Annotated in this window: 17 protein-coding genes; 8 read left to right on the forward strand and 9 right to left on the reverse strand. The window is 62.8% G+C overall.

Annotation, left to right across the window (positions count from 1 at the left end; all coding sequences use genetic code 11):
- Window positions 1-144 precede the first annotated feature (144 nt).
- Entirely contained in the window at window positions 145-1,749 is a 1,605-nt protein-coding gene (locus KKR91_RS15355; protein ID WP_210227533.1) for a YhgE/Pip domain-containing protein, read from the forward strand.
- Between the two features lie 107 nt (window positions 1,750-1,856).
- Here the strand turns inward: KKR91_RS15355 and KKR91_RS15360 are convergent, their stop codons facing one another.
- The 3 genes from KKR91_RS15360 to KKR91_RS15370 are packed head-to-tail and all read right to left on the reverse strand — an operon-like array spanning window position 1,857 to window position 4,544.
- A complete protein-coding gene (locus KKR91_RS15360) occupies window positions 1,857-2,471 on the reverse strand; it encodes a dihydrofolate reductase family protein (RefSeq protein WP_210227532.1) in 615 nt (204 codons plus the stop codon).
- Between the two features lie 47 nt (window positions 2,472-2,518).
- Window positions 2,519-3,067, reverse strand: coding sequence for an acyl-CoA thioesterase (locus KKR91_RS15365; protein WP_210227531.1), 549 nt, complete (start codon window positions 3,065-3,067; stop codon window positions 2,519-2,521).
- A 25-nt stretch (window positions 3,068-3,092) separates the two neighbouring features.
- A complete protein-coding gene (locus tag KKR91_RS15370; protein WP_210227530.1) occupies window positions 3,093-4,544 on the reverse strand; it encodes an APC family permease in 1,452 nt (483 codons plus the stop codon).
- Window positions 4,545-4,703: 159 nt separating this feature from the next.
- On the opposite strand from KKR91_RS15370, the gene KKR91_RS15375 reads away from it, so the two are divergent.
- Window positions 4,704-5,009 (forward strand): hypothetical protein, encoded by a 306-nt coding sequence (locus tag KKR91_RS15375; protein ID WP_210227529.1) that lies wholly within the window; start codon window positions 4,704-4,706, stop codon window positions 5,007-5,009.
- Here the strand turns inward: KKR91_RS15375 and KKR91_RS15380 are convergent.
- From KKR91_RS15380 to KKR91_RS15395, 4 genes are all read right to left on the reverse strand, one after another.
- On the reverse strand, window positions 4,937-6,415 hold the full coding sequence (locus tag KKR91_RS15380) for an HNH endonuclease (protein ID WP_237687405.1): 1,479 nt from the start codon (window positions 6,413-6,415) through the stop codon (window positions 4,937-4,939). The two genes, KKR91_RS15375 and KKR91_RS15380, sit on opposite strands and share 73 nt — an antisense overlap.
- Window positions 6,416-6,621: 206 nt before the next feature.
- On the reverse strand, window positions 6,622-7,035 hold the full coding sequence (locus KKR91_RS15385; protein ID WP_210227528.1) for a DUF4352 domain-containing protein: 414 nt from the start codon (window positions 7,033-7,035) through the stop codon (window positions 6,622-6,624).
- Between the two features lie 64 nt (window positions 7,036-7,099).
- Window positions 7,100-7,315 (reverse strand): hypothetical protein, encoded by a 216-nt coding sequence (locus KKR91_RS15390; protein WP_210227526.1) that lies wholly within the window; start codon window positions 7,313-7,315, stop codon window positions 7,100-7,102.
- 11 nt (window positions 7,316-7,326) lie between these two features.
- A complete protein-coding gene (locus KKR91_RS15395) occupies window positions 7,327-7,926 on the reverse strand; it encodes a hypothetical protein (protein ID WP_210227524.1) in 600 nt (199 codons plus the stop codon).
- A 255-nt stretch (window positions 7,927-8,181) separates the two neighbouring features.
- Between KKR91_RS15395 and KKR91_RS15400 the strand changes: the two genes are divergently transcribed.
- The 6 genes from KKR91_RS15400 to KKR91_RS15425 all read left to right on the forward strand — a co-directional run bounded on the left by KKR91_RS15400 (window position 8,182) and on the right by KKR91_RS15425 (window position 19,312).
- Entirely contained in the window at window positions 8,182-10,272 is a 2,091-nt protein-coding gene (locus tag KKR91_RS15400) for a hypothetical protein (RefSeq protein ID WP_210227522.1), read from the forward strand.
- Window positions 10,272-11,885: a class I SAM-dependent DNA methyltransferase gene (locus KKR91_RS15405; protein WP_210227520.1), complete on the forward strand. Its 1,614-nt coding sequence runs from the start codon at window positions 10,272-10,274 to the stop codon at window positions 11,883-11,885. The genes KKR91_RS15400 and KKR91_RS15405 overlap by 1 nt, the downstream gene beginning before the upstream one ends.
- A complete protein-coding gene (locus KKR91_RS15410; RefSeq protein ID WP_210227518.1) occupies window positions 11,885-13,039 on the forward strand; it encodes a restriction endonuclease subunit S in 1,155 nt (384 codons plus the stop codon). Before KKR91_RS15405 ends, KKR91_RS15410 begins: the two co-directional genes overlap by 1 nt.
- A gap of 57 nt (window positions 13,040-13,096) precedes the next feature.
- The gene (locus tag KKR91_RS15415) at window positions 13,097-14,119 is read left to right on the forward strand and encodes a 5'-nucleotidase (RefSeq protein ID WP_210227516.1); all 1,023 of its coding nucleotides are present in this window, start codon (window positions 13,097-13,099) and stop codon (window positions 14,117-14,119) included.
- Window positions 14,116-17,307 carry a type I restriction endonuclease subunit R gene (locus KKR91_RS15420; protein WP_210227515.1) on the forward strand — a complete coding sequence of 1,064 codons (3,192 nt, stop codon included), beginning with the start codon at window positions 14,116-14,118 and terminating at the stop codon, window positions 17,305-17,307. The genes KKR91_RS15415 and KKR91_RS15420 overlap by 4 nt, the downstream gene beginning before the upstream one ends.
- Before the next feature lie 301 nt (window positions 17,308-17,608).
- Window positions 17,609-19,312 (forward strand): hypothetical protein, encoded by a 1,704-nt coding sequence (locus KKR91_RS15425; protein ID WP_210227513.1) that lies wholly within the window; start codon window positions 17,609-17,611, stop codon window positions 19,310-19,312.
- 37 nt (window positions 19,313-19,349) lie between these two features.
- Here KKR91_RS15425 and KKR91_RS15430 read toward each other — a convergent pair whose 3' ends face one another.
- Together KKR91_RS15430 and KKR91_RS15435 are read right to left on the reverse strand one after the other, a co-directional pair.
- On the reverse strand, window positions 19,350-20,042 hold the full coding sequence (locus KKR91_RS15430) for a DUF6308 family protein (RefSeq protein WP_210227511.1): 693 nt from the start codon (window positions 20,040-20,042) through the stop codon (window positions 19,350-19,352).
- A 56-nt stretch (window positions 20,043-20,098) separates the two neighbouring features.
- Window positions 20,099-20,623, reverse strand: a complete 525-nt coding sequence (locus KKR91_RS15435) for a DUF726 domain-containing protein (RefSeq protein ID WP_210227510.1) — start codon at window positions 20,621-20,623, stop codon at window positions 20,099-20,101.
- Window positions 20,624-20,706: the final 83 nt, after the last annotated feature.

Here is a 20,706-nt window from a genome sequence, read left to right on the forward strand (position 1 = left end):
CGACATCACATTGTGTCGGGGGGATTCGTCATCAGAGCAGATGCGCTTTCGGTCCGACACCACCGATAGCGGATTTGCCCACAGGCAAACTCGCTGCCCACCCGGTCCTGGACCGGCTTATGACGAGAAAATAAAGGAATTTCAATGACGAGTTCTCCGTCCGGCCAGGCCACTTCCCGGCCACATACCCTCCTAACGGCCCTTCTGGCCCTGTTCCTGGTGCTCCTCTTGGCCTTCTTCGTCTTGTTCACCAACCAGGTTGCCAACGGCGCCACCCAGCTCAGTGAAGGTGCCCAGCGCGCCTCCACCGGTGCCGGCGACCTCGAGGCAGGTGCAACCAAGGCCAAGGAAGGCGCCGACAAGGTTGCCGCCGGCTCCGAGAAGGTCGATACCGGCGCCAACACCCTGGCCAAGGGCATCGCCTCCGCCAAGACCGGTGTTGTCTCGCTCAAGGAAGGTGCCACCACGCTGGATGAAGGCGCTCTCAAGCTCCTCACCGGCGCGGAAGCGGCCAACACCGGCGCCAACAAGCTCGCCGCCGGTGCGACCACGGCGAACAACGGTGCCGGTCAGCTCGTCACGGGTGCCAACAGCGCCGCCGAGGGTGCCAACCAGCTTGCTGCCGGTGCCACCAACGCACGCGTAGGTTCCGATACCCTGGCGGCCGGTGCGAACAAGCTCTATACGGAGATGAAGCCGCTGGCTGAAGGCGCACCGGGACTTGCTGCAGGTGCACAGAAGGTTGCTAGTGGCATTGCTGTCGCTGCGCCGGGCGCTGCCGCACTGAGCGGTGGAATCCAGAAGGTAAACGGTGGCATCAACGGGATTCAAGACGGCCAGACCGAGAGTGTCGCCACACAGATCAGGAAGGACTTGTCGGTCTATGGCCCCACGGGAGAATCTGCTGGTTCCGCCGAGCTCGAGCTCCTTGCTGAATACCAAAGCCCGCTTATTCCTGGTGCAAGAGAAGGCATCCTCAAAGCAGCGGCCAAGCTCGAAGGTCTTGAACGCCTTATAGCCAGCATCGACCTCGGCCTACAGGGCATTGACCCCGTAACCGGCGCTTCGTATACCGGCCTCATGGATGGATCGCAGCAGCTCTCCGCCGGCCTCGCCGCACTGAATGATCCTGCAGCAGCTCCCACCCTGGCAGCCGGTGCTCAGACCGCAGCCGCCGGAATCGAACAGCTCTACGCAGGTGCCGGAACGCTTTCCGCCGGAGCCACCGAGCTGAACACCGGGCTGAAGACCCTTGAGGTCGGAGCCGGCACGCTCGCCGCCGGCAACAACAAACTCGCCACCGGCGCGGGCAGCCTGGCCTCGGGCATCTCCACCCTTGAAGCCGGCGCTTACTCGCTGGCCGACGGCAACTACAAGATCTACGACGGCACCATCAGCCTCGCCGAGGGCACGAACAAGCTGGCCACCGGCGCCGGCACCCTCGATGAGGGTGTCGTGAAGCTCGACGACGGCGGCAAGACGCTGACCGCCGGAACGGCTGACCTGAAGAAGGGCGCCTCTGAGCTGGCCGACGGAAACACGAAGCTGGCCGACGGCTCCACCACGCTGGCCAGCGGCAACGGGGAAATCTCCGCAGGCGCCGACAGCATGATGGAGCGCACCTCCGCAATGACCCCCGGGGAAATCATGACCTCCCCGAAGGTCCTGGCCGTGCTGATCCCGCTGATCCTGCTCCTGGTTCCGATCGCGATGCTTCTGTCCGGCCGCGCACGCCGTAACCAGCACTAGGCAGAACAGCACTAACCGCACCACCGAACACAGTTCTACAGAAAGGGCGGGGCCGCACCAGCGGTCCCGCCCTTTCTGCTTGTTTGGGAACTGCACATCGCCGGAGGCTACGAACTCCCGGGCCCAATCTCCGCCGTCGTGAACGGTACGGGACGGAGCCGCAGATGCACCGCGCCATTGTCCAGGGTTTCGGATTCCAGCAGCTGGAAGCCCGACGGCACGGATCCCGTTTCGAAGAGCCGTTTGCCGGCGCCGACCACCACAGGGAAAACGAGGAGCCGGTATTCGTCCACCAACCCGGCGTCGTGCAGGCTCCGGGCCAGCTGGTGGCTTCCGTGGACCTGAAGTTCGCCGCGGTGGTCCCGCAGCGCAGCGACGGCTTCCAGAGGATCTCCGGTTAGCAGACGGGTGTTGTTCCAGGTTGGATCGGTCAGCGTCGAGGAGACCAGATACTTGGTCAGGTTGTTCAGCGCATAGGCCACCGCATCGTCTGGATCGACGGCCGGTTCCCAGTACGGCTGCATCATCTCGTAGGTGCTGCGGCCCAGCAGCAGCGCATCGGCTCGGGCAAACCAGCCGGCAACAATCTGATCCATGGCAGGTCCGGCGTGCGGCACCAGCCAGCCGCCGCGCTCGAACCCGCCGGACCGGTCCTCATCCGTTCCCCCGGGACCTTGCATGACGCCGTCCAGGGTCAGGAAGACATTGACAGAGAGAGTCATGGCGCAAATTTACGCCCCGGTCCGGGCCCGAGGAAGAGCGGGGAGGGCTAACCCCAGTGGTGCGGGGCAGGACGGCGGGTGCTGGGCAGGGCGCCGTCCTCACGCCACTGCTTCACCCACTGAGGCAGCACAAGGTCCGACGGCGGGAGAACCCCGGCAGCCTTGAAGATGTCCTCATTGCTGACCGGACCCTCTTTGGACACGAAGCGCGCGGCGATGTAGGCGCGGGCGTAAATTTCGCCGTCGGCCACCATCCGCTGCTCGATGTAGCTGGCGCGATCGTCGAAGCCAATCACCCGGGTTTCGATCGTGTAGCGCTGGCCCAGCTGCAGGGACTTGCGGAAGCTGATGGTCTCATTGCCCACCACTGGGCTCCAGCCGTGGCGGCGCATCGATGCCCAGAAGCCGCTGCGGACCATGAGGTCGAAGCGGCCCAGGTCCATCAGCGACAGGTACATGCCGTTGTTCAGGTGCATGGCGATGTCGATGTCCGTCGGCAGCACCCGCATGGGCAGCGACGAGGGTTCGAAGAAGCCCATTTTGGGGCGCCGCCGGGAGCGGAAGAGGACCAAGAGGGTGCGGAGAAGAAGATGCATGCTCGCTATATTACCGCTCAGTAACTTAGTTTTCTGCCATGACTTTTTGCTTCCGGCTCAGCTTCGCGAGAACGTGCTCCTCAGCGTCGGGACCAGCCTTGATGCCGCCGGGAACGCGGAAGAACAAGACTCCGCCGATGACCCACCACAGACCGAACAGGATCCACGGTTCCATACCCAGCTGGGCCGGCATGCCCGGCATGTAGAGGCTGAACAACGCCGTACCGAAGACCGCGGCCAGGACGCCGATCAGCTCGCCTCCGCGGCCGCGGCCGCCGATGCGCAGCGGCCGGTCCATGGCCGGCTCGCGCCGGCGCAAGAGCACGAAGGCCACGGCGACGAGCGTGTAGGCCAGCACGATGCTCGGCGCGCCGGAATCCACCAGCCAGCCCAGCATTTCCGCGCCGCCAAACGGGGCCAGGAAGCTGAGCGCGCCGATGAACAGCAGGGCGTTGTGCGGGGTGTGGTACTTGGGGTGCAGGCGGCCGAACCACGCGGGCAGCATGCCGGAGCGGGCCAGCGAGTACATCAGCCGCGAGGCGCCCATCAGCAGCGAGTTCCAGGAAGTGAGGATGCCGGCGATGCCGCCGGCAATGAGGATCTTGGCCATAACGTCCGACCCGAACATGGCGCCGACGGCGTCTGCCGTGGCGATGTCGGCTCCGGCAAGCTTCGAGGCAGGCATGGCGGAGGAGGTCGTTAGGACGACCATCACGTACCAAATGGTGGCCAGGACAACCGACACCACCACCAGCTTGCCGATCTGCTTGGCGGGAATGTTCACTTCCTCGGCGGACTGGGGAATGACATCGAAGCCGATGAACAGGAAGGGAACCACAACCAGGACCGCGAAGAAGCCGTTCATTCCGCCGTTAAACCACGGCTCCATGTTGGCGACGGAGCCACCGGTGAAGGATCCGGCGATCATGACGACGCCGATGGCCAGCAGGAACAGCACGACGAAGGTCTGGACGATTCCGGCTTCCTTCACACCGCGGATATTGATCCAGGTGATGACGACGGCGGCCAGGGAACCTACGAGCGCCCAGGTCAGGTTCACTTCGAAGCCGGCAACTTCCCACAGCGGGATCTGGCTGAGGTTCGGGAAGATGTACTCCACCGTGCGCGGCAGGGCCACTGCCTCAAAGGCCACGATGGTGACATAACCGCCGATGATGGCCCAGGAACCAATGAATGACGTGCGCGGCCCCATGGCCCGCATGATGTAGTTGTGCTCGCCTCCGGCTTTCGGCATGGCGGCGCAGAGCTCGGCATAGGTCAGGCCGACGACGGACATGATGATGCCGCCGGCAACCATCGCGGTCACCGCCCCCATGGTCCCTGCCGATTCCAGCCAGCCGCCGGTGAGGACAACCCAGCCGAAGCCGATCATCGCTCCGAAGCCGAGGGCCAGGACGTCCATTCTGCCCAGTACTTTTTTCAATGCGGGTTCGGTTCCGGGCGTAGTGATCGCCATGTCGGTTCCCATTTCTGTCGAGACTTCCGCATCGGGTGCAATGCGGACCTACAACCTACCGGCGAGTGATGCGGGGCACACCATTTGTGACATTTTCCGGTTTCTGCGGCTGGGTCTATGCGGGGCTTATAGGCTGGATGCGACACAAGGAGAAGTCACGTGACCAGTTTTGAACAGGCCCGCTCCATCGCCCATAAATCCATCGCTCCAAAATGGCGCAGGCAGTACCGGGGTGAATACATGGTGGCCGATTACGGGTTTGAAAACGCCACGACGTGGCTGCTAATTGACGGCGCCCGGGAAAGCATCGTCGACGAGGAGTCTGGCTTTGAGCCGATTGGCAGGCCAAGCACACTGGTGGACAAAGCGTCGGGGCGGTTGTTCTTCCGCAATTACATAGAGGACCCGGAGTGGTTCGGGGCGATGATCCCGGTGGGTGAACACCCCGAAGGACTGCTGGACTGAACCGGGTCGTTGCCCGTTCCAGGCAAAGGTGGAGCTGCGGACCGGTATAGATGGCCGGTGGGGGTGCGGGTCTCCACCGTGTGCGAAGCGCCCCTGAGTGCTGCTGATCCGGCGGACACGGTGTTCATGCTCCAGCCCGGTGCTTCCTTGGCCTGGTTGCAGGCCTCGCATAAGCCCTGAATATTCTCCGCGCTGGTTGTGCCGCCGTCGCGGAACGGCTTGATGTGGTCGAAATGCCGGATCGGCGCCCCGCACCACGGCATCCGGCAAACCTGGTCCCGGACCGCGATAAACCTCGCCAAACCCTCCGGCACCAGTCGCGCCCGGGAATCCATGCCGACCAGCTGACCGGTGGAGGGCTCCGTGTACAGCCGCCGCAGCCAGGTCCGGGCGGCCTTATCAGTGCGGCTGCCTGTCTTCCGCACCAGATCGCGGGCGAACTGCGCCGGAACCATCCCATAACCGGGCAGCACCGCCGGCTCCACGGACCCGGCCAACAGGGCCCGGTCCGTCATCACCAACTGCACCTGAACCCGCACATCCTCGGCCTTCGCCCAGCCGGTCACCCGCTCCACCAGGGTGTCGGCCATAATCTGGCCCTTCGTGCGCGGATCCCCGACCGCCCGCAGCCGGTCCGCCTCCCGCGTCAGCGCCGCGAACACGCCCACGCCCTGGGCCACCGGCAGCAGCCCGGTCAGATACGTCATGGTGTCCGGTGCCGGACGGCAGGACACATAGCGTTCCGAGGCCGCCTTGGATGCCCGGTTCACCACGCTGTGCGGATCCAGGGCGTAGGAGAGGTTCTTGATCCGGGCAATCAACTGGTTATCCCCCAGCGTTTCCAGCTCGGCCAGGTTCCCGGCGACCTGCTCATCGATCCGCTGCCGGTCCTCCAGGGACAGGCAAGCGGTTTCCTTCACCAGGATGGTGGCCCGCCACTCGTTGATCACCCCCAGGGTCAGGGCCTGCAGGGTGTGCGGCATTTCCCCGGTCAGGATCCGGGCGGTGCCCAGCATCCGGGTGCCGCGGTTCGGGGACTCCCGCCGCGCCAGCCCAATCTGAGCCCCGACCCCTTTACCGAGCTGATCGGCCTTCACACCCGCTGCGGCCTGGGCCCGCCGCGTGAGGGCATCAAAGACCGCGGTCACCCGGACCTGTGCCGCTGCCGCAGCCGCCTTCAATTCCTCCAAGGCCCGCACCTGGTCGATCATCCCGGCGAGGTATTGCTCCTCCACCGCCGATGAGGAATCCACGGCATTGAACGCGCGGCCTGCCCGGTCAGCCAGCGCACCGGCCCAGCTCTGCACGAGAGCTACGGTGATATCGCGAGTCGGATTAACCGATTCAGCAGATTTGCTGAACCGGTAATCCGCCTGCACTTCGTCTTCCGACGCTTCCTCGTACATGTGTTCTATTTTATAGAAGCGTCCTAACGATACGAAGGTAAAACTGGCTTATCCGATACCGGAGTTTTCTGTCCGATTACCCAAGTAGTACGGGCTGAATTACCTATGCCGCCCCATCCTCCACCCCCAGACACAACACACCACCCCAGACACAGCAAAAGCCCGAATACCCAACAGGGCACCCGGGCATTCCGCTGGAGACGAGACTAACCGCCGACTTCGATTCGAGCTGCAGCCTGCAGCAATGGGTCGGTCACTGTCACGGTGGCGGCCCCCGGGGCCATATCGAAGGCGACGAAGCCGCGGGATTTATCGCCCGGGAGCACCTCGCCGGAGCCCAGCTGCCCGTCGGCGAACATGTACATTTCGCCCTTCCGGCCCTCGGCATCCTTGGCGTCGAAGTACAGCGGGTTGGAGGACGTGACGCCTTCCTCGGTTTCCCAGAGAACGTCCAAGAGCAGGAAGCCGCCGTTCTGTGACGCCGGCGCGAATGACTGGGCGCTCACGGAGGCGGTGTATTCAGCGGAAATGATGGTGATGCGGGCCGTGTTGCCACCTCCCATGTCAGCGGTGAACGGAACCCCAACAGCCGGAGCTGCTGCTTCCGGTGCCGCCTCCACGGCGGGCGCTTCCTGTCCGGCCACGCCGGCCGGCGCGGCGGTACCGGCTTCGCCTGATGATCCTTCAGCGATCGACCGACTCTTTGGAAGTTTCCAAGGCGGCATATTCTTCGCTTCCGGTCGGGTCAACCAGCACGGCACCCGTCACGCCCCCACCGCCAAAGAGCACGACGGCGGTCAGCAACAATCCCCACAACTTGCCTTTGCGTTGCTTCTTTTGCGGCTGGTCATCCACTGACGCCTCTCCTTCGCCCTGCTCCGGGACCAGGTTTTCCTCCATCACCGCGACTCCTACTTGTCCGCGATTTCAATAACGATGTTCAAGCCGCTATCCGGGTGGTAACCCCAAGAGGACGTGAACTCGTTCCAGTCCGCACTCTGGCGTCCATCCAGTGCCCTGGTGGTTCCAATGCGGTTGTCCACACTGTCCGGGACCTCCAGTTCGCCGAGTACGCAGTAGATGTCGGAATACTCTGCCCCCGAGGATTCGTTGCCCTCGCTGCTCATAGAGATGGACTGGCCGTTGTCACCTATATCGATTCCGGCGGTCTCCATGACGTTGCAGGTCTCAGCAGCGTCATTGATGGCGCTGGACGCAAAGGGAATGTCGATCTGTCCCAACGCGAGCCCGACAATGAGGCCAATGCCAAGCCCGGCTGCACCGAAGATCAGGTGCTTACGACCGCCACGGGTAGTTCCCGTTCCCGGTCCCGGTCCCGAGCTACCTTCCGGGGCACCCGGGGCTGGCCCACCGGGAGGAGCCGGCGGCGCTGCCGGCGTTACCGGAGGCCATATCCCCGGCGCCTCGGCCATCGGCACACCGGTCTGCTGCCGGCCTTCCGGTCCGACTGAATCCGGCGGGATTTCACCCGTTTCTCGGTGTTGCGACATGAATTGCTCCCCTGGCTGGACGACGAATAAGCGTTGGATACGGAGCGGAAGCCGTCCCCCCACTAAACGTGCAACGGCTTCCGCTCCAGCAGAACCAACGCTTGGCGTTTGTCCTGCCCTATGAACCTAGGCTCAGCCCTTTGCTTTTCCACCAACGATTAGTGATAACCCCCCTTATCAAGACTTGGAGTTGAAAAAGCCAGTGCTGCACTACGCTGATGAGATGGAGACCACATATCCGGGAAAGGAGCAGCGATGAATGACAGCGACAACCAATTGCTGATCTCGCTGCCGGATATCGCGCTTCTCGCCCGGGTAAAACGACCGGTTGTAACCACGTGGAGATCCCGCACCAAGGAATCAGCGCACCCCTTTCCCCAGCCGCTGCAGCACATACGCGGCCAGGACCTCTTTGACGCCTATGAGGTGGCCAGCTGGCTCAGCGATACCGGCCGTGGCAACAATCAGGAAGCGCTCGACGACGTCGCCTCCTTCGCCGTGCTGGCCGGTGTTTCCGCCCAGGGTGAGCTGCTGTTCAATGCGCTGACCTCACTCCTCGCCCTTCGGGCCCTCTCCGGTAGCCAGCTCACCGGCCTGGACAAAGCGGACCTGATGGACGCCGCGGACGACCAGGATCCGGACAATGTCCTGCTCTACCGTGAGCTCGAACAGGTCGAACCGGACCTCGTTCCGCTGGCGCGCTACACCGACCTGCTGGTGGATGCCGCCTACCATCCGGCGGCCGCCTTTGAAAAGCTCATGGCCGACCGGTTCCGCGCCCGATTGCAGAGCCTTTCCCGCGTCGCGCTGGCCGAAGAGGCAACGGACATGGTTGCTGCCATCGCCGCAGAACTGGCCGCCGGCCTGCCGGAGACCCCGGTCTTCGCCGATCCGACCAGCGGCGGTAGCGACCTGTTGATGGCGGTGGCCCGCCGGTTGAGTGATACCGAGGACGTTGTCCTCATGACCGGATCGCATGATGACGACGACGCCCGGCTCGCACGGCGGAGGCTTGCCGTCCATGGCATCCATCGCGAACAGCTGGATGTCGATGCAGCCGGCGAATTTGCGCTCTCCCGCCCCGCTGTCCTGGTAGCCCAGTATCCGGCGCCGGGCACCCCGGTGATGGACCCGCTGCAGATCCTTTCAGCGGTGGATCACATCCAGCTGCAGATGCGCGAAGATCAACGCGCAGTCATCATTGGACCGGCGGGCACACTGGCTGAACCGCTGCGCGGCGACGCCGAAAACGTCCGCTCGGATCTTCTGCGCTCCGGCCGTCTTCGAGCCGTGGTGAAACTGCCCCAGGGGCTGCTCCTCAGCAAATCCCGGCAGGCACTCGCCCTGTGGGTGCTGGGCCCCGCCCACCGCTCCGTCGAGGATACGGCCAAGTGGACCATGGTGGCGGACCTGAGCAGCGCCCATCTGTCGCCCGATGTGGTCCAGGATCTGGTCGGAGATATTTCTGCCGCAATGGGAACGCTGGCGCAGATCCGCGCACATTCATTCCGCTTTGCACGCCTGTCCCTGACCCGTGTCCTGCTGGCCTCACGCGGTTCACTCGTCGCGGCAGCAGCGGCCTCAAGCGGCCGCCGAACACTTGGCGGCCCCGAAGCAGCACTTCGTGCCGACGGACTGCTGGAACTCCTGAGCGCTCCGCCCACGCCCGATGTCCTGTACCGCTATTCGATCGAGTCCGCCCCGGACAGCGGGCCGGCCGGAACGCTGACGGGAGGCCGGCCGGGAAGTGGTTTGGGACAGTCATCGCCAATCCAGGATCTGATGGAAGCCAAGCATCTCGCCTACCGGCCCGGCCACCGCATCGACGCGGCGCATATCGACCACCACGACGGCGGAACCCCGGTTTTCGGGCCGGAGGAAATTACCGGCATCATTCCCCCAGGCTCACGGACCATCAGCTTTTTCACGTTTTCGCAGGCTTATCCGGCCGGTCAGCTCACCGAAGCAGGTGACGTCGTGTTCTGTACCGGCACGCGGCCCGCCGCCTTCGTCGATACCGAGGGCTCCGCCGTCGTGCTCTATCCGGCCCGCATTCTGCGGATCAATTCCCAGCGTCCCGGCGGCCTGCAGCAGCACGTTCTGGCTGCCGACATCAACAACCTGCCTTCCGGGCGCGGCAGCTGGAAGCGGTGGCCCGTGCGCCGGTTGGACGAGACGGAACGGGGAACTCTCACGCAGGTGCTGGGCGAACTTGCCCGGCAGCGTGATGCGGCCCGCACCCGGCTCGAACAGCTTGAAGAACTCACTACGCTTGTCATGGACGGCGTAGCGGGCGGAAGCCTCGCCCTGACCGACACATCCGTCATTATGGAAGGAACACCCTAGTGCCCCCGAAAACCAAGGTTGCCGCTGTGCCGTCGACCATGAAGGAACTCAAGGACACGCTCTGGAAGGCCGCCGACAAGCTGCGCGGTTCGATGGACGCGTCCCAGTACAAGGACGTGATCCTGGGCCTGGTGTTCCTGAAATACGTCTCCGACGCGTTCGAGGAACGCCGCAGCCAGATCCGGGCGGAGCTCGAAGCGGCTGGCATGAACGAGGACCAAATCGCCCAGTTGATCGACGACGTGGACGAGTACACCGGCCGCGGCGTCTTCTGGGTGCCGGCCCGGGCCCGCTGGCAGTACCTGGCCGAAAACGCCAAGGGCATCCAGGCCTCCGCCGACGCCCCGGCGAAGTCCATCGGCGAACTGATCGATGACGCAATGACGCTCATCATGGCCGCCAACCACACCCTGGCCGCCACGCTGCCCACCATCTACAACCGCGACAACGTGGACCAGCGCCGCGTCGGCGAACTGCTGGACCTGCTGAACTCGGCCCGCTTCACCGGTGACGGCGCCAAGAAGGCCCGCGACCTGCTCGGCGAGGTCTACGAATACTTCCTCGAGAAGTTCGCCCGCGCAGAGGGCAAGCGGGGCGGCGAGTTCTACACTCCCGCCGGCGTCGTCCGCGTGCTCGTGGAGGTCCTCGAACCGGACCACGGCCGCGTTTACGACCCGTGCTGCGGCTCCGGCGGCATGTTCGTACAGACCGAGAAGTTCCTCGAAGCCCACCAGAAGGAGGGCTCGGACATCTCGGTATACGGACAGGAACTGAACGAGCGCACCTGGCGGATGGCCAAGATGAACCTGGCTATCCACGGGTTGAACGGCAATCTGGCGTCCCGCTGGGGCGATACCTTCGCCCGGGACCAGCACCCGGAGATGGAAGCCGACTACGTGCTGGCCAACCCGCCGTTCAACATCAAGGATTGGGCCCGCTCCGAGTCCGATCCGCGCTGGAAGTTCGGTGTCCCGCCGGCCAACAACGCCAACTACGCCTGGATCCAGCACATCATCTCCAAGCTGGCCCCTGGCGGCAAGGCCGGCGTGGTCATGGCCAACGGCTCCATGTCCTCCAACTCCGGCGGCGAGGGGCAGATCCGTGCCCAGCTGGTGGAAGCGGACTTGGTCTCCTGCATGATTGCCCTGCCCACCCAGCTGTTCCGCAGCACCGGCATCCCGGTCTGCACCTGGTTCTTCGCCAAGGACAAGGCCGCGGGCCCCAACGGCTCCATCGACCGTTCCGGCCAGGTGCTGTTCATTGACGCCCGCAACCTGGGCTACATGGTGGACCGTGCCGAGCGTGCTCTGTCCGAGGACGACATCAGCAAGATCGCCAACACCTTCCGCGCCTGGCGCGGCAAGGCTTCCGCGGTCGAATCGGGCCTGGAGTACGACGACGAGCCCGGCTTCTGCTATTCGGCCACCCTCGAGGAAATCAAGGCTGCCGACTATGCCCTGACCCCGGGCCGGTACGTCGGTGCCGCCGCGGTTGAGGATGACGGCGAGCCGATCGAGGAGAAGATCGAGCGGTTGAAGAAGGAACTGTTCGAGCAGTTCGAGGAATCCGACCGGCTCGCCAAGGTTGTGCGCGAGCAGTTGGGGCGGATCTGATGTCCGAACTCCCCGCTGGCTGGCAGCTTAAGCGCGTAGATGAGCTTTGCCGTGTTACAAGAGGAGCCTCTCCTCGTCCCATACATGAATGGGTTTCCACCTTTGGCACACCCTGGATCAAGATTTCGGATGCTACCGCTGACCCGTCAAAATACATCACGAAGACAAAGGAGTTCATTCGCAACGAAGGACGTAGTAAAAGCGTCGTTGTTTATCCCGGAGATCTGATCCTGTCCAACAGTGCTACACCCGGCATTCCTAAGTTTCTGGGTATCGAGGCGTGCATCCATGATGGCTGGTTACTCCTCCGCGATCTCCACGACATCGAGCCGATGTATTTCTACTATGTCTTCCTCAACGACAGAAAGGACTTAGCTGGCCAAGGCAACGGGTCGATCTTCACCAATCTGAAAACAGAAATTGTTAAGCGTCACCGGTTGTCCGTCCCACCCATGCCCGAGCAACGAGCGATCGCAGAGGTACTGGGTGCCCTCGACGACAAGATCGCCGCCAACACCAAGCTCGCTGAAACCGCTGCGGGTCTGGCGATCCAGTCCGTGGCACCTTTCCGCGGGGACACAGCGCCTCTTTGGGATTTTGTCACGCATCGGAAGATCACTGTCGATCCAGCATCTGCGGCATCTAATACGGTTGCGCACTACAGCCTTCCAGCCTTCGACGTCGACGGTTCCCCGGAAATGACGAGTCCCGCCACCATCAAGAGCTCAAAGTTCTCGGTCGAGGTACCGTCCGTGCTTATATCAAAATTGAACCCACGCTTTCCTCGTGTTTGGGACATCCAGGAACTCACTGAATTCCCTGCACTCGCCTCCACCGAGTTCTTGGTCCTCGAACCTCGGGAGCCAATCAGCACTTCAGTTCTCTGGGCTGTCCTTTCACAGAGCGATTTTGGCCTCCGGCTCGAATCGAAGGTGGCGGGCACCTCTGGAAGCCACCAGCGTGTCAAACCCTCAGATTTGCTTGCGACAGAAGTCGTCGATCCCACACGAATCACAGGTGCCGTACAGAGACAAATCACAGCGCTGGGGAAGTCGATCAGTAGTCTCCAGCAGGAAAACAGAACCCTCGCCGCCACCCGTGACATGCTGCTCCCGCAGCTGATGTCCGGAAAACTGCGAGTAGGAGATATCTAGAAATAGCGTTTCGCTGCCGGACAACTACTAGATCAGCTTGAACAAAATGGGGGAATCTTGCCGTACAGTCTCAAAAACCGCTTGGTGATCGGAATAGCGTCGAGTGCGCTCTTTGATCTCACAGAATCAGATGCCTTTTTTGTCGAAAACGGTGAAGAGGACTATCGCCTTTACCAGGATGAGCGCATAGGTGAAACGCTCGAACCCGGAGACGCATTTCCATTTATTAAAGGCCTGCTGGGGCTCAATGATCTACGGCCTGGCGACCCGGTTGTGGAAGTGATTGTGCTATCGAAAAATGACCCATCAACTGGACTCCGACTCCTGCGATCAGTCGAAGCGCACAAGCTGAGTATTTCCAGGGCTGTCTTTACACAAGGCAAGGCACCTGTGGAATACATCGAGGCATTCGACATGTCTCTATTCCTTTCGGGCAACCGAAAAGATGTGGACGCAGCAACAGCTCTCGGCTTTCCGGCTGGCCATGTTCTACCGTCGACAGCGAAATACGACGAAAACGATCCAGCCCTCCGCGTTGCATTTGACTTCGACGGCGTGCTGGGAGGAGATGAGTCGGAGCGGGTTTTCAAGGAATCCGCAGATCTGGCGGAATACCAGAAACATGAAACCGAGAATGTCGACCGCGCCCTTGACCCGGGCCCGCTCAAGAACTTGCTGGAGGACCTCAACATGATTCAGGAACTTGAGCTGGCAAGGAAGACCGATGAACCGGACTACGGTGTGCGGCTCCGTGTTTCTCTAATCACCGCCCGTAGCGCCCCGGCGCACGAGCGTGCTGTTCGAAGCTTGCGAGACTGGGGCGTGACCGTCAACGACGCCTTCTTCCTCGGCGGTATCGAAAAGTCAAAGGTGCTTGAAGTTCTGCATCCGCATATCTTCTTTGATGACCAGACAACACACCTTGTTCCCTCCTCGTCATTCGTCGCAGGCGTGCATGTCCCCTACGGTGTCGCCAACCAAGTGATCAAACAGCCATCGCTGAAACCAAACCACCTTGCCCCAAATGAGAGTCTGACAACTGGCAGTCGGACGACCACGGATGGGTCGGAAGAGGAATGAGCATGCAGCTGGGGTACTCCGAAGCCGACTGGGAAGCCAGCGCACTGGATCTTCTCGGGGAACAACTCGGGTGGGACCCGAGAATGGGACACGACATCGCTCCCGGCACCGGCGAGCGCGACACCTGGGATGAACTCCTCATCCGGCCCCGGCTGCTGGCCGCCCTGCAGAAGTTCAACCCGGCGGTGCCCGTCCAGTACCTGAAGCAGGCGCTGGCGGAGATCGCCGCCCCGAAGTCCGCCGATGCCATCACCGAGAACAAGCGCATCCACGACTACCTCACCGGCGGCTTCCGGCTCACCTACATCGACGCGGAGGGCACCGAGGTCAGCCCCACACTGCGCCTGCTCAGCCACGACCCGGATGAGAACGACTGGCTGGCCGTCAACCAGGTCACCCTCCAGCACGGCGACTACAAACGCCGCTTCGACCTGGTGCTCTACTGCAACGGCATGCCCGTAAGCATTGTCGAGCTGAAAAAGGCCGGCAGCAAGAATGCCGACGTCGCCGCCGCCCACAACCAACTCGCCACCTACCTGCGCGAATTCCCCATGGCCTTCCGCTTCTGCGTCTTCACGCTCGCCTCCGACGGCCTGTTCGCCAAGTACGGCACCCCGTTCACCCCGTTCAACCACTTCTCGCCCTGGAACGTGAACGACGACGGCAACCCCGTCGCGCCCGGCGCCCTGCTCGACGGTGAACCCGCCACCGGACTGGATACCGCACTGCTGGGCCTGTACAACCAGGAACGGTTCCTGCAGCTGGTCCACAACTTCACGGCCTTCGACGAGGGCGCCTCCGGGCTGACGAAGCGGATCGCCAAGCCGCACCAGTACTTCGCCGTCACCAAGGCCGTGGGCAGCACCGTCCAGGCCGTGGGCAGCAATGGCAAGGCCGGCGTCGTCTGGCACACCCAGGGCTCGGGCAAGTCCATGGAAATGGAGCTCTACACCAACCTGGTGGTCCGCCACCCCAAGCTGCGCAACCCCACCGTCGTCGTGATCACCGACCGCAACGAACTGGACGGGCAGCTGTTCGAAACCTTTGTGCAGAGCCAGCTGCTGCCCGAGACCGCCCGGCAGATCCGCAAACGTTCCGAACTGCGCGAGGAGCTGAGCAGCCGCACCACCGGCGGCATCTACTTCACCACGCTGCAGAAGTTCGGCCGCAGCCAGGCCGAGCGCGACGCCGGCGCCGAGCACCCGCTGCTCTCGGACCGGACCAACATCATTGTGGTGGTGGATGAAGCGCACCGCAGCCACTACGACAACCTGGACGGCTACGCCCGGCACCTGCGCGACGCCCTGCCGCACGCCACCCTCATCGCCTTCACCGGCACCCCCATCTCCTTCGAGGACCGCAACACCCGCGATGTATTCGGTGACTACATCGACATTTACGACCTCAACCGGGCGGTCGACGACGGCGCCACCGTCCCCGTGTACTTCGAGCCGCGGCTGATCAAGGTCGGGCTGGCCGAGGGCATCACCGAGGAATCCCTGGACGAGGCGGCCGACGAAGCCACGGCTGGCCTGGACGATACCGAGCGGGCGCGCATCGAGCAGAGCGTCGCCGTCGTCAACGCCGTGTACGGGGCTCCGGAGCGCATCGCCAAACTCGCCCAGGACCTGGTGGAGCACTGGGAGCGGCGCCGGGAGCAGATGGGCAAGTTCATCGACGCGCCGGGCAAGGCCATGGTCGTTGGGGCCACCCGCGAGATCTGTGCCCGGCTGTATGACGCCATTGTGCAGATCCGTCCGGACTGGCACTCGGATGAGCTCGACAAGGGAAAGATCAAGGTGGTGTACTCCGGCACCGCCTCGGACACGCCCCCGGTCTCCAACCATGTCCGCCGCGACTCGATGAACGCCGTCATCAAGGAACGGCTCAAGACCGTGGATGACGAGCTGGAACTGGTGATCGTCAAGGACATGATGCTCACCGGCTACGACTCCCCGCCGCTGCACACCCTCTACCTGGACCGGCCGCTGAAGGGCGCCCTGCTGATGCAGACCCTCGCCCGGGTGAACCGAACCTTCCGCGGCAAGGAGGACGGCCTGCTCGTGGCCTACGCCCCGCTGGCGGAAAACCTGGCGGCCGCGCTGAAGGAATACAGTCGGCAGGACGGCAAGCAGCAGCCCCTGGGTAAGAACATCGATGAAGCCATCGCGCTGACCGAGACTCTGGTGGAAAAGCTGCGGGAGCTGCTCGCCGGGCACAATTGGAAGGCCACGCTGAACAAGGGCGGCCCGAAGGCGTTCCTGCACGCCGTCACCGGTGCGGTGAACTACCTGCGCGATCCGCTCACCCCCGGCAACCAGCCGGAGCCCGACGGCGAAAGCCTCGCCTCCCAGTACCGGCGGTATTCCGGACAGCTGGCCCGGGCCTGGGCGCTGTGCTCGGGCTCCGATCATCTGTCCCAGCTGCTGCCCGAGATCAAGGTCTACGAGGAAATCCGGGTCTGGATGGCCAAGTGGGATGCCGAGGACCGCCAGTCCCGCGGCGAGCCCGTGCCCGAGGACATTTCCCGGCTGCTTGGACAATTGATCGCCACCTCCACCGTCTCCGGGGAGGTGCTGGACATCTACGAGGCAGCCGGCATGCCGAAGCCGTCCCTGGATGATCTGACGCCGGAGTTCATGGCCAAGACCCAGCACGCGAGGAACCCGCAGCTGGCCATCGAGGCGCTGCGGAAACTCATCTCGGAGGAGGCCACGCGCACCACGCGGAACAACGCGATCCGGGAGCGGGCCTTCTCGGAGCGGATCACCGAGCTGATGAACAAGTACACCAACCAGCAGCTGACTTCGGCCGAAGTTATCGCCGCACTGGTGGAGCTGGCCAAGGAGGTCTCCCAGGAGAAGGACCGCGGCAAGCAGTTCTCCCCGGCGCTGGACGAGGACGAGCTGGCGTTCTACGACGCAGTGTCGCAGAACGAGTCAGCGGTGGATGTGCAGGGCGAAGGCGTGCTGGCGAACATCGCCCGTGACCTGGTGAAGGTGATGCGCCGCGACGTCCGTACGGACTGGACCGTGCGCGACGACGTCCGGGCCAAGCTGCGCTCCTCCATCAAACGGCTCCTGGTCCTGAACGGCTATCCGCCGGACAAGCAGCCGGCCGCCATCAAGCTCGTCATGGAGCAGATGGAGTCCATGGCCCCTCGGTTTGCGGAGGCTCGGGCGGGGTAGCTTCCCGCTTCTGGTCCACTCAGTGGCCCGGCAGGTTGTGCCGGGCCACAAGTTTGTCCTGCTCTACGTTCCCCTTCTGCCTCTCCACCGCGTCAACGCTGACGCGCTGCCCGAAAGATGATTCACCTTGCTAGATAAAGAACTGCGCGACAAACTCCAGCCCCTCCTCAAGGGCCTGATCCCTGCTTCCGACTCCACCGAGACAACAGAAATCGTGGCCGCAAGGCCCTCAGGGCAAGGGCAGCGAACACCGGAGTGGGTCACTCGAGTCCGTGGCGCTAGCAACGCCCCCGTTCAGAGAATGAGTGACGTGTTGGAGGAGAGGGTCGGCCAAGAGCAGCCCGCCCACGTGCCACCTCAATCGCAAAGCGACGAACGGAACAATCCGTTTGCCTCGACCATTGATGAGTTGGCGGTGGAGATTGGGGTGCCCATCTCAGACGTTCTGCATGCGGCCGTTCAAGAAGGGCTGCCTCGCTCAGAGGCACGGCCATCCTTGGCTCTGTACGCCTCCGAGGTAGACATTTTGCTCGGCTTCTTCGCCGAGCGATGGAAGTGGCGACAGGACCATCCGATCGAGTACCAACCTTCCGCCGACGGCCGGATCTCCTTCGAGACATATGAACGGATCCGCCTTTCCGAGCGCGAACGCCTGGAAAGAGGAGGTTTCTTACCTTCACGCAAGCTGATCTCTCGTCAACCGCTGCGCGCATGGCCACAGATATTGCGGCACCAAACGCATGCCAAGAAACAAGTGACATCGGCGGCTCTCGCCGGCAAGGTTACCCAAATCCCCCCTACGGTGTCCCCCCTTTCAACATCCCGTATGGCGAGGGCCGCAGTCTCCCCTAGCAAGCAACCTCCCGCGAACCAAATAAGAGTTACCAGTTCGACCACGCCGCCGAAGAAATTACAGGCCGCGGCAGCGACAAACACGGCTTTGATCCCGCCGAAACCCGCGTCCGTGCTGCAACTTCAGAATCGGCAAGTTGTCGGACTGATCAATAAGGAGGTGGAGGGTGGACAGCATACCGGGGTGTCTCCCGAACCCGCCTTCCGGACCTATCGCACCACCGTCAGTGCTGGTTCCGCCGCGGTTGCAGACCTGCAGGAGACCCTAAGAGAGTTTCATCCGCGAATGTATGCCACATTCTTTGATCAGTTCCGGGATGTCTTGGACGTGGACAGGCTGGTCTCGAGGACCATGCGGACAGGGAGGGGATTCTTCGCGACGGACCCGGAGCATGTCCGGATCATCAATGACGTTTGCGAGTACAGCTACGGGATATTCGCCTATTGGGAGATGGGATCCAAGATCGGCCGAAAGGCCCGGAGCCTTCCACCCCCGTCCACCAATAAGGTCAAATCCGCTCTGATGAACCTCCGTCCTATGTACAAGGGCGTACTGACGGACCTGTGTCACCGACGTTTTGTTTTCTGGCGGGTTGGAAAGATCTGGGACCTATTAGAAGTGCGGTTCGACGACGTGCATGACTGGCTGGAGGGCCTGGCCGCCGGAGAATATGTTCCACTCACAACGCACCACATTCCCCTTGGGAATTATCCGAACCTTGCCACGTGCGCGAACTTATCTAACCGGGATCACGACATCGTGAAGTTCATGTCGGAAGCCGCACAGAATCTTCGCCAAGGTGTCCGCGGAGTCCGGGGTAGAAAGGCCACCAATGGTGGTGCCGCGTTGCAGTCTCGAACATCGGGAGCGTCGGCATCGTCAGGGCCGAGGACGCTTGGGTACCGACCGGAGAACACCTGGCTGGTCCCGATTACGATCACCGACGGGCATGTCGACACGACCCTTGACGAGGATTTTTTCACCTCGCCGGACGACAAGAAACCACATCAAGTCCGGTCCTTCTACCGCCGGCCCAAAGGATCCTCGCCCAGCGCTCCTCGAACCGAATTTGTCAGCGGGCACGTCCGAGGAGGACGCGGCGCATTCGCGGACATGAAGCTGCTCCCGACGGTCACGATCCGTCGCCGTTAATCGTTAATATGGTCGGCGCAACATGGGATATCCGAGGCTAAGCCACTTCGTCTTCGCTGGACGGCGCCTTGGCCCCGCCGTCCGTGCCGTTCATCCAGAGCACCACGTCCATCACGCGCAGTTGGGACACCGGGTATGGCACTTCGGCTTGGTCCCGGATGTTGTCCAGGCGGGTAGCTAACGCTTTACCGTCTTGGGTGAGCATCTCGTGCCAGTCGGTCCACTGCGTCAGGGAGCTCTTTAGACCGATCTCTTCCCCGACCACCGAATCCCAGATTGGGATCAGACGCGGACGCTTGCGTGCCATGAGCTTGCTGGCTCGAGTGGGGCCGATGCCCCAGCCGCCGTCTTCCTTGCCGCGGAGAATGTTCCAGAGCTTCCACGCAGGGCTTTCCTCGCCCAAATGGGCTTTGAAGTCATCGTGGGTGACATCGGCCAGATCGAGATCAACGGGGATCTCCGTCAGCAGTGCGGTGATATCAAGTTGGCGCTCGGCAAGCAGGCCAATCACTGCGGCAGGTTCAAAGGGCACGGAAAGGAAAGACGCAGCCAGCATGTCGTCTGCAGTGATGGCATTGACGACGTCGGGGGCGTCGCCGCCGCCCGCCCATGAATCGAAGCGCGCTCCCGTTCGGACCCGCCCCTTGGAAACAGGCTGCGTGTAGTAGTCCTTGAGCAATTTTGCCGCTCGGCCAACCTGCTGGTTAGTGAGTATTTCCGGAATCTGCACGTCTTGCCTCCCCAATGATGGCAGGGCAGCGGACGCTCCCCCAGCGCTGATACTACCTATGTGCCGAGAGGAGCTATTTCACCCTGGCTTATCCGGACCACCGGCTGCGAGAGCAGCCGTACGTTCCTGTGATACTGAAAATGGCTCTTGACCTGCACAGAGACATCAATGTTCTGCATTTTCCCGCCGCCTGCTTTGAACCCGGTAAGGCCGGCCGCGCACTCTCCTGGCTGAGTGGCGGCATAGGGGAATTTGAGGACACTGTCATTGACTGAGTGGTAGTTATAGACCGCGTCGTCGACCTTGGCCATCAGGCTGTTCCAGTCGCTCTTGCCTCCGATGGCGGCCCCCAGAAGGTGCATGGCCTCCACACGCGGGCCATCCTTCTTGCTGGCCAAGGTCTGGGCTGTGACAACCATGGCCCGTGCGCCGAGACTGTGCCCAACCAGAATGTAAGAGTCTTCGCTCGTCCGGGCCAGCAGATCCGCCAGAGCACCAGCAGCAGCGACTGGAAAAACAGCCGGATCAGCCGGGCTGATCTCTGCGACACCCGAAAGCAGCACAACGACGTCGTCGCCCACCGGAACCCCGCTTCATCGCTCCGAAGCCGAGGGCCAGGACATCCATTCCACCCAGGACTTCTTTCAATGAGGGTTCGGTTCTG

This window comes from Arthrobacter jiangjiafuii (genome assembly GCF_018622995.1).
Lineage (GTDB): Bacteria > Actinomycetota > Actinomycetes > Actinomycetales > Micrococcaceae > Arthrobacter_B > Arthrobacter_B jiangjiafuii.

Excerpts from the sequence above, each read along its gene's own strand:
- KKR91_RS15355 (WP_210227533.1), top strand. The coding sequence starts at position 145 with ATGACGAGTTCTCCGTCCGGCCAGGCCACTTCCCGGCCACATACCCTC.
- KKR91_RS15360 (WP_210227532.1), bottom strand. The coding sequence starts at position 2,471 with ATGACTCTCTCTGTCAATGTCTTCCTGACCCTGGACGGCGTCATGCAA.
- KKR91_RS15365 (WP_210227531.1), bottom strand. The coding sequence starts at position 3,067 with ATGCATCTTCTTCTCCGCACCCTCTTGGTCCTCTTCCGCTCCCGGCGG.
- KKR91_RS15420 (WP_210227515.1), top strand. The coding sequence starts at position 14,116 with ATGAGCATGCAGCTGGGGTACTCCGAAGCCGACTGGGAAGCCAGCGCA.
- KKR91_RS15390 (WP_210227526.1), bottom strand. The coding sequence starts at position 7,315 with ATGGAGGAAAACCTGGTCCCGGAGCAGGGCGAAGGAGAGGCGTCAGTG.
- KKR91_RS15395 (WP_210227524.1), bottom strand. The coding sequence starts at position 7,926 with ATGTCGCAACACCGAGAAACGGGTGAAATCCCGCCGGATTCAGTCGGA.
- KKR91_RS15370 (WP_210227530.1), bottom strand. The coding sequence starts at position 4,544 with ATGGCGATCACTACGCCCGGAACCGAACCCGCATTGAAAAAAGTACTG.
- KKR91_RS15410 (WP_210227518.1), top strand. The coding sequence starts at position 11,885 with ATGTCCGAACTCCCCGCTGGCTGGCAGCTTAAGCGCGTAGATGAGCTT.
- KKR91_RS15400 (WP_210227522.1), top strand. The coding sequence starts at position 8,182 with ATGAATGACAGCGACAACCAATTGCTGATCTCGCTGCCGGATATCGCG.
- KKR91_RS15380 (WP_237687405.1), bottom strand. The coding sequence starts at position 6,415 with ATGTACGAGGAAGCGTCGGAAGACGAAGTGCAGGCGGATTACCGGTTC.
- KKR91_RS15425 (WP_210227513.1), top strand. The coding sequence starts at position 17,609 with ATGAGTGACGTGTTGGAGGAGAGGGTCGGCCAAGAGCAGCCCGCCCAC.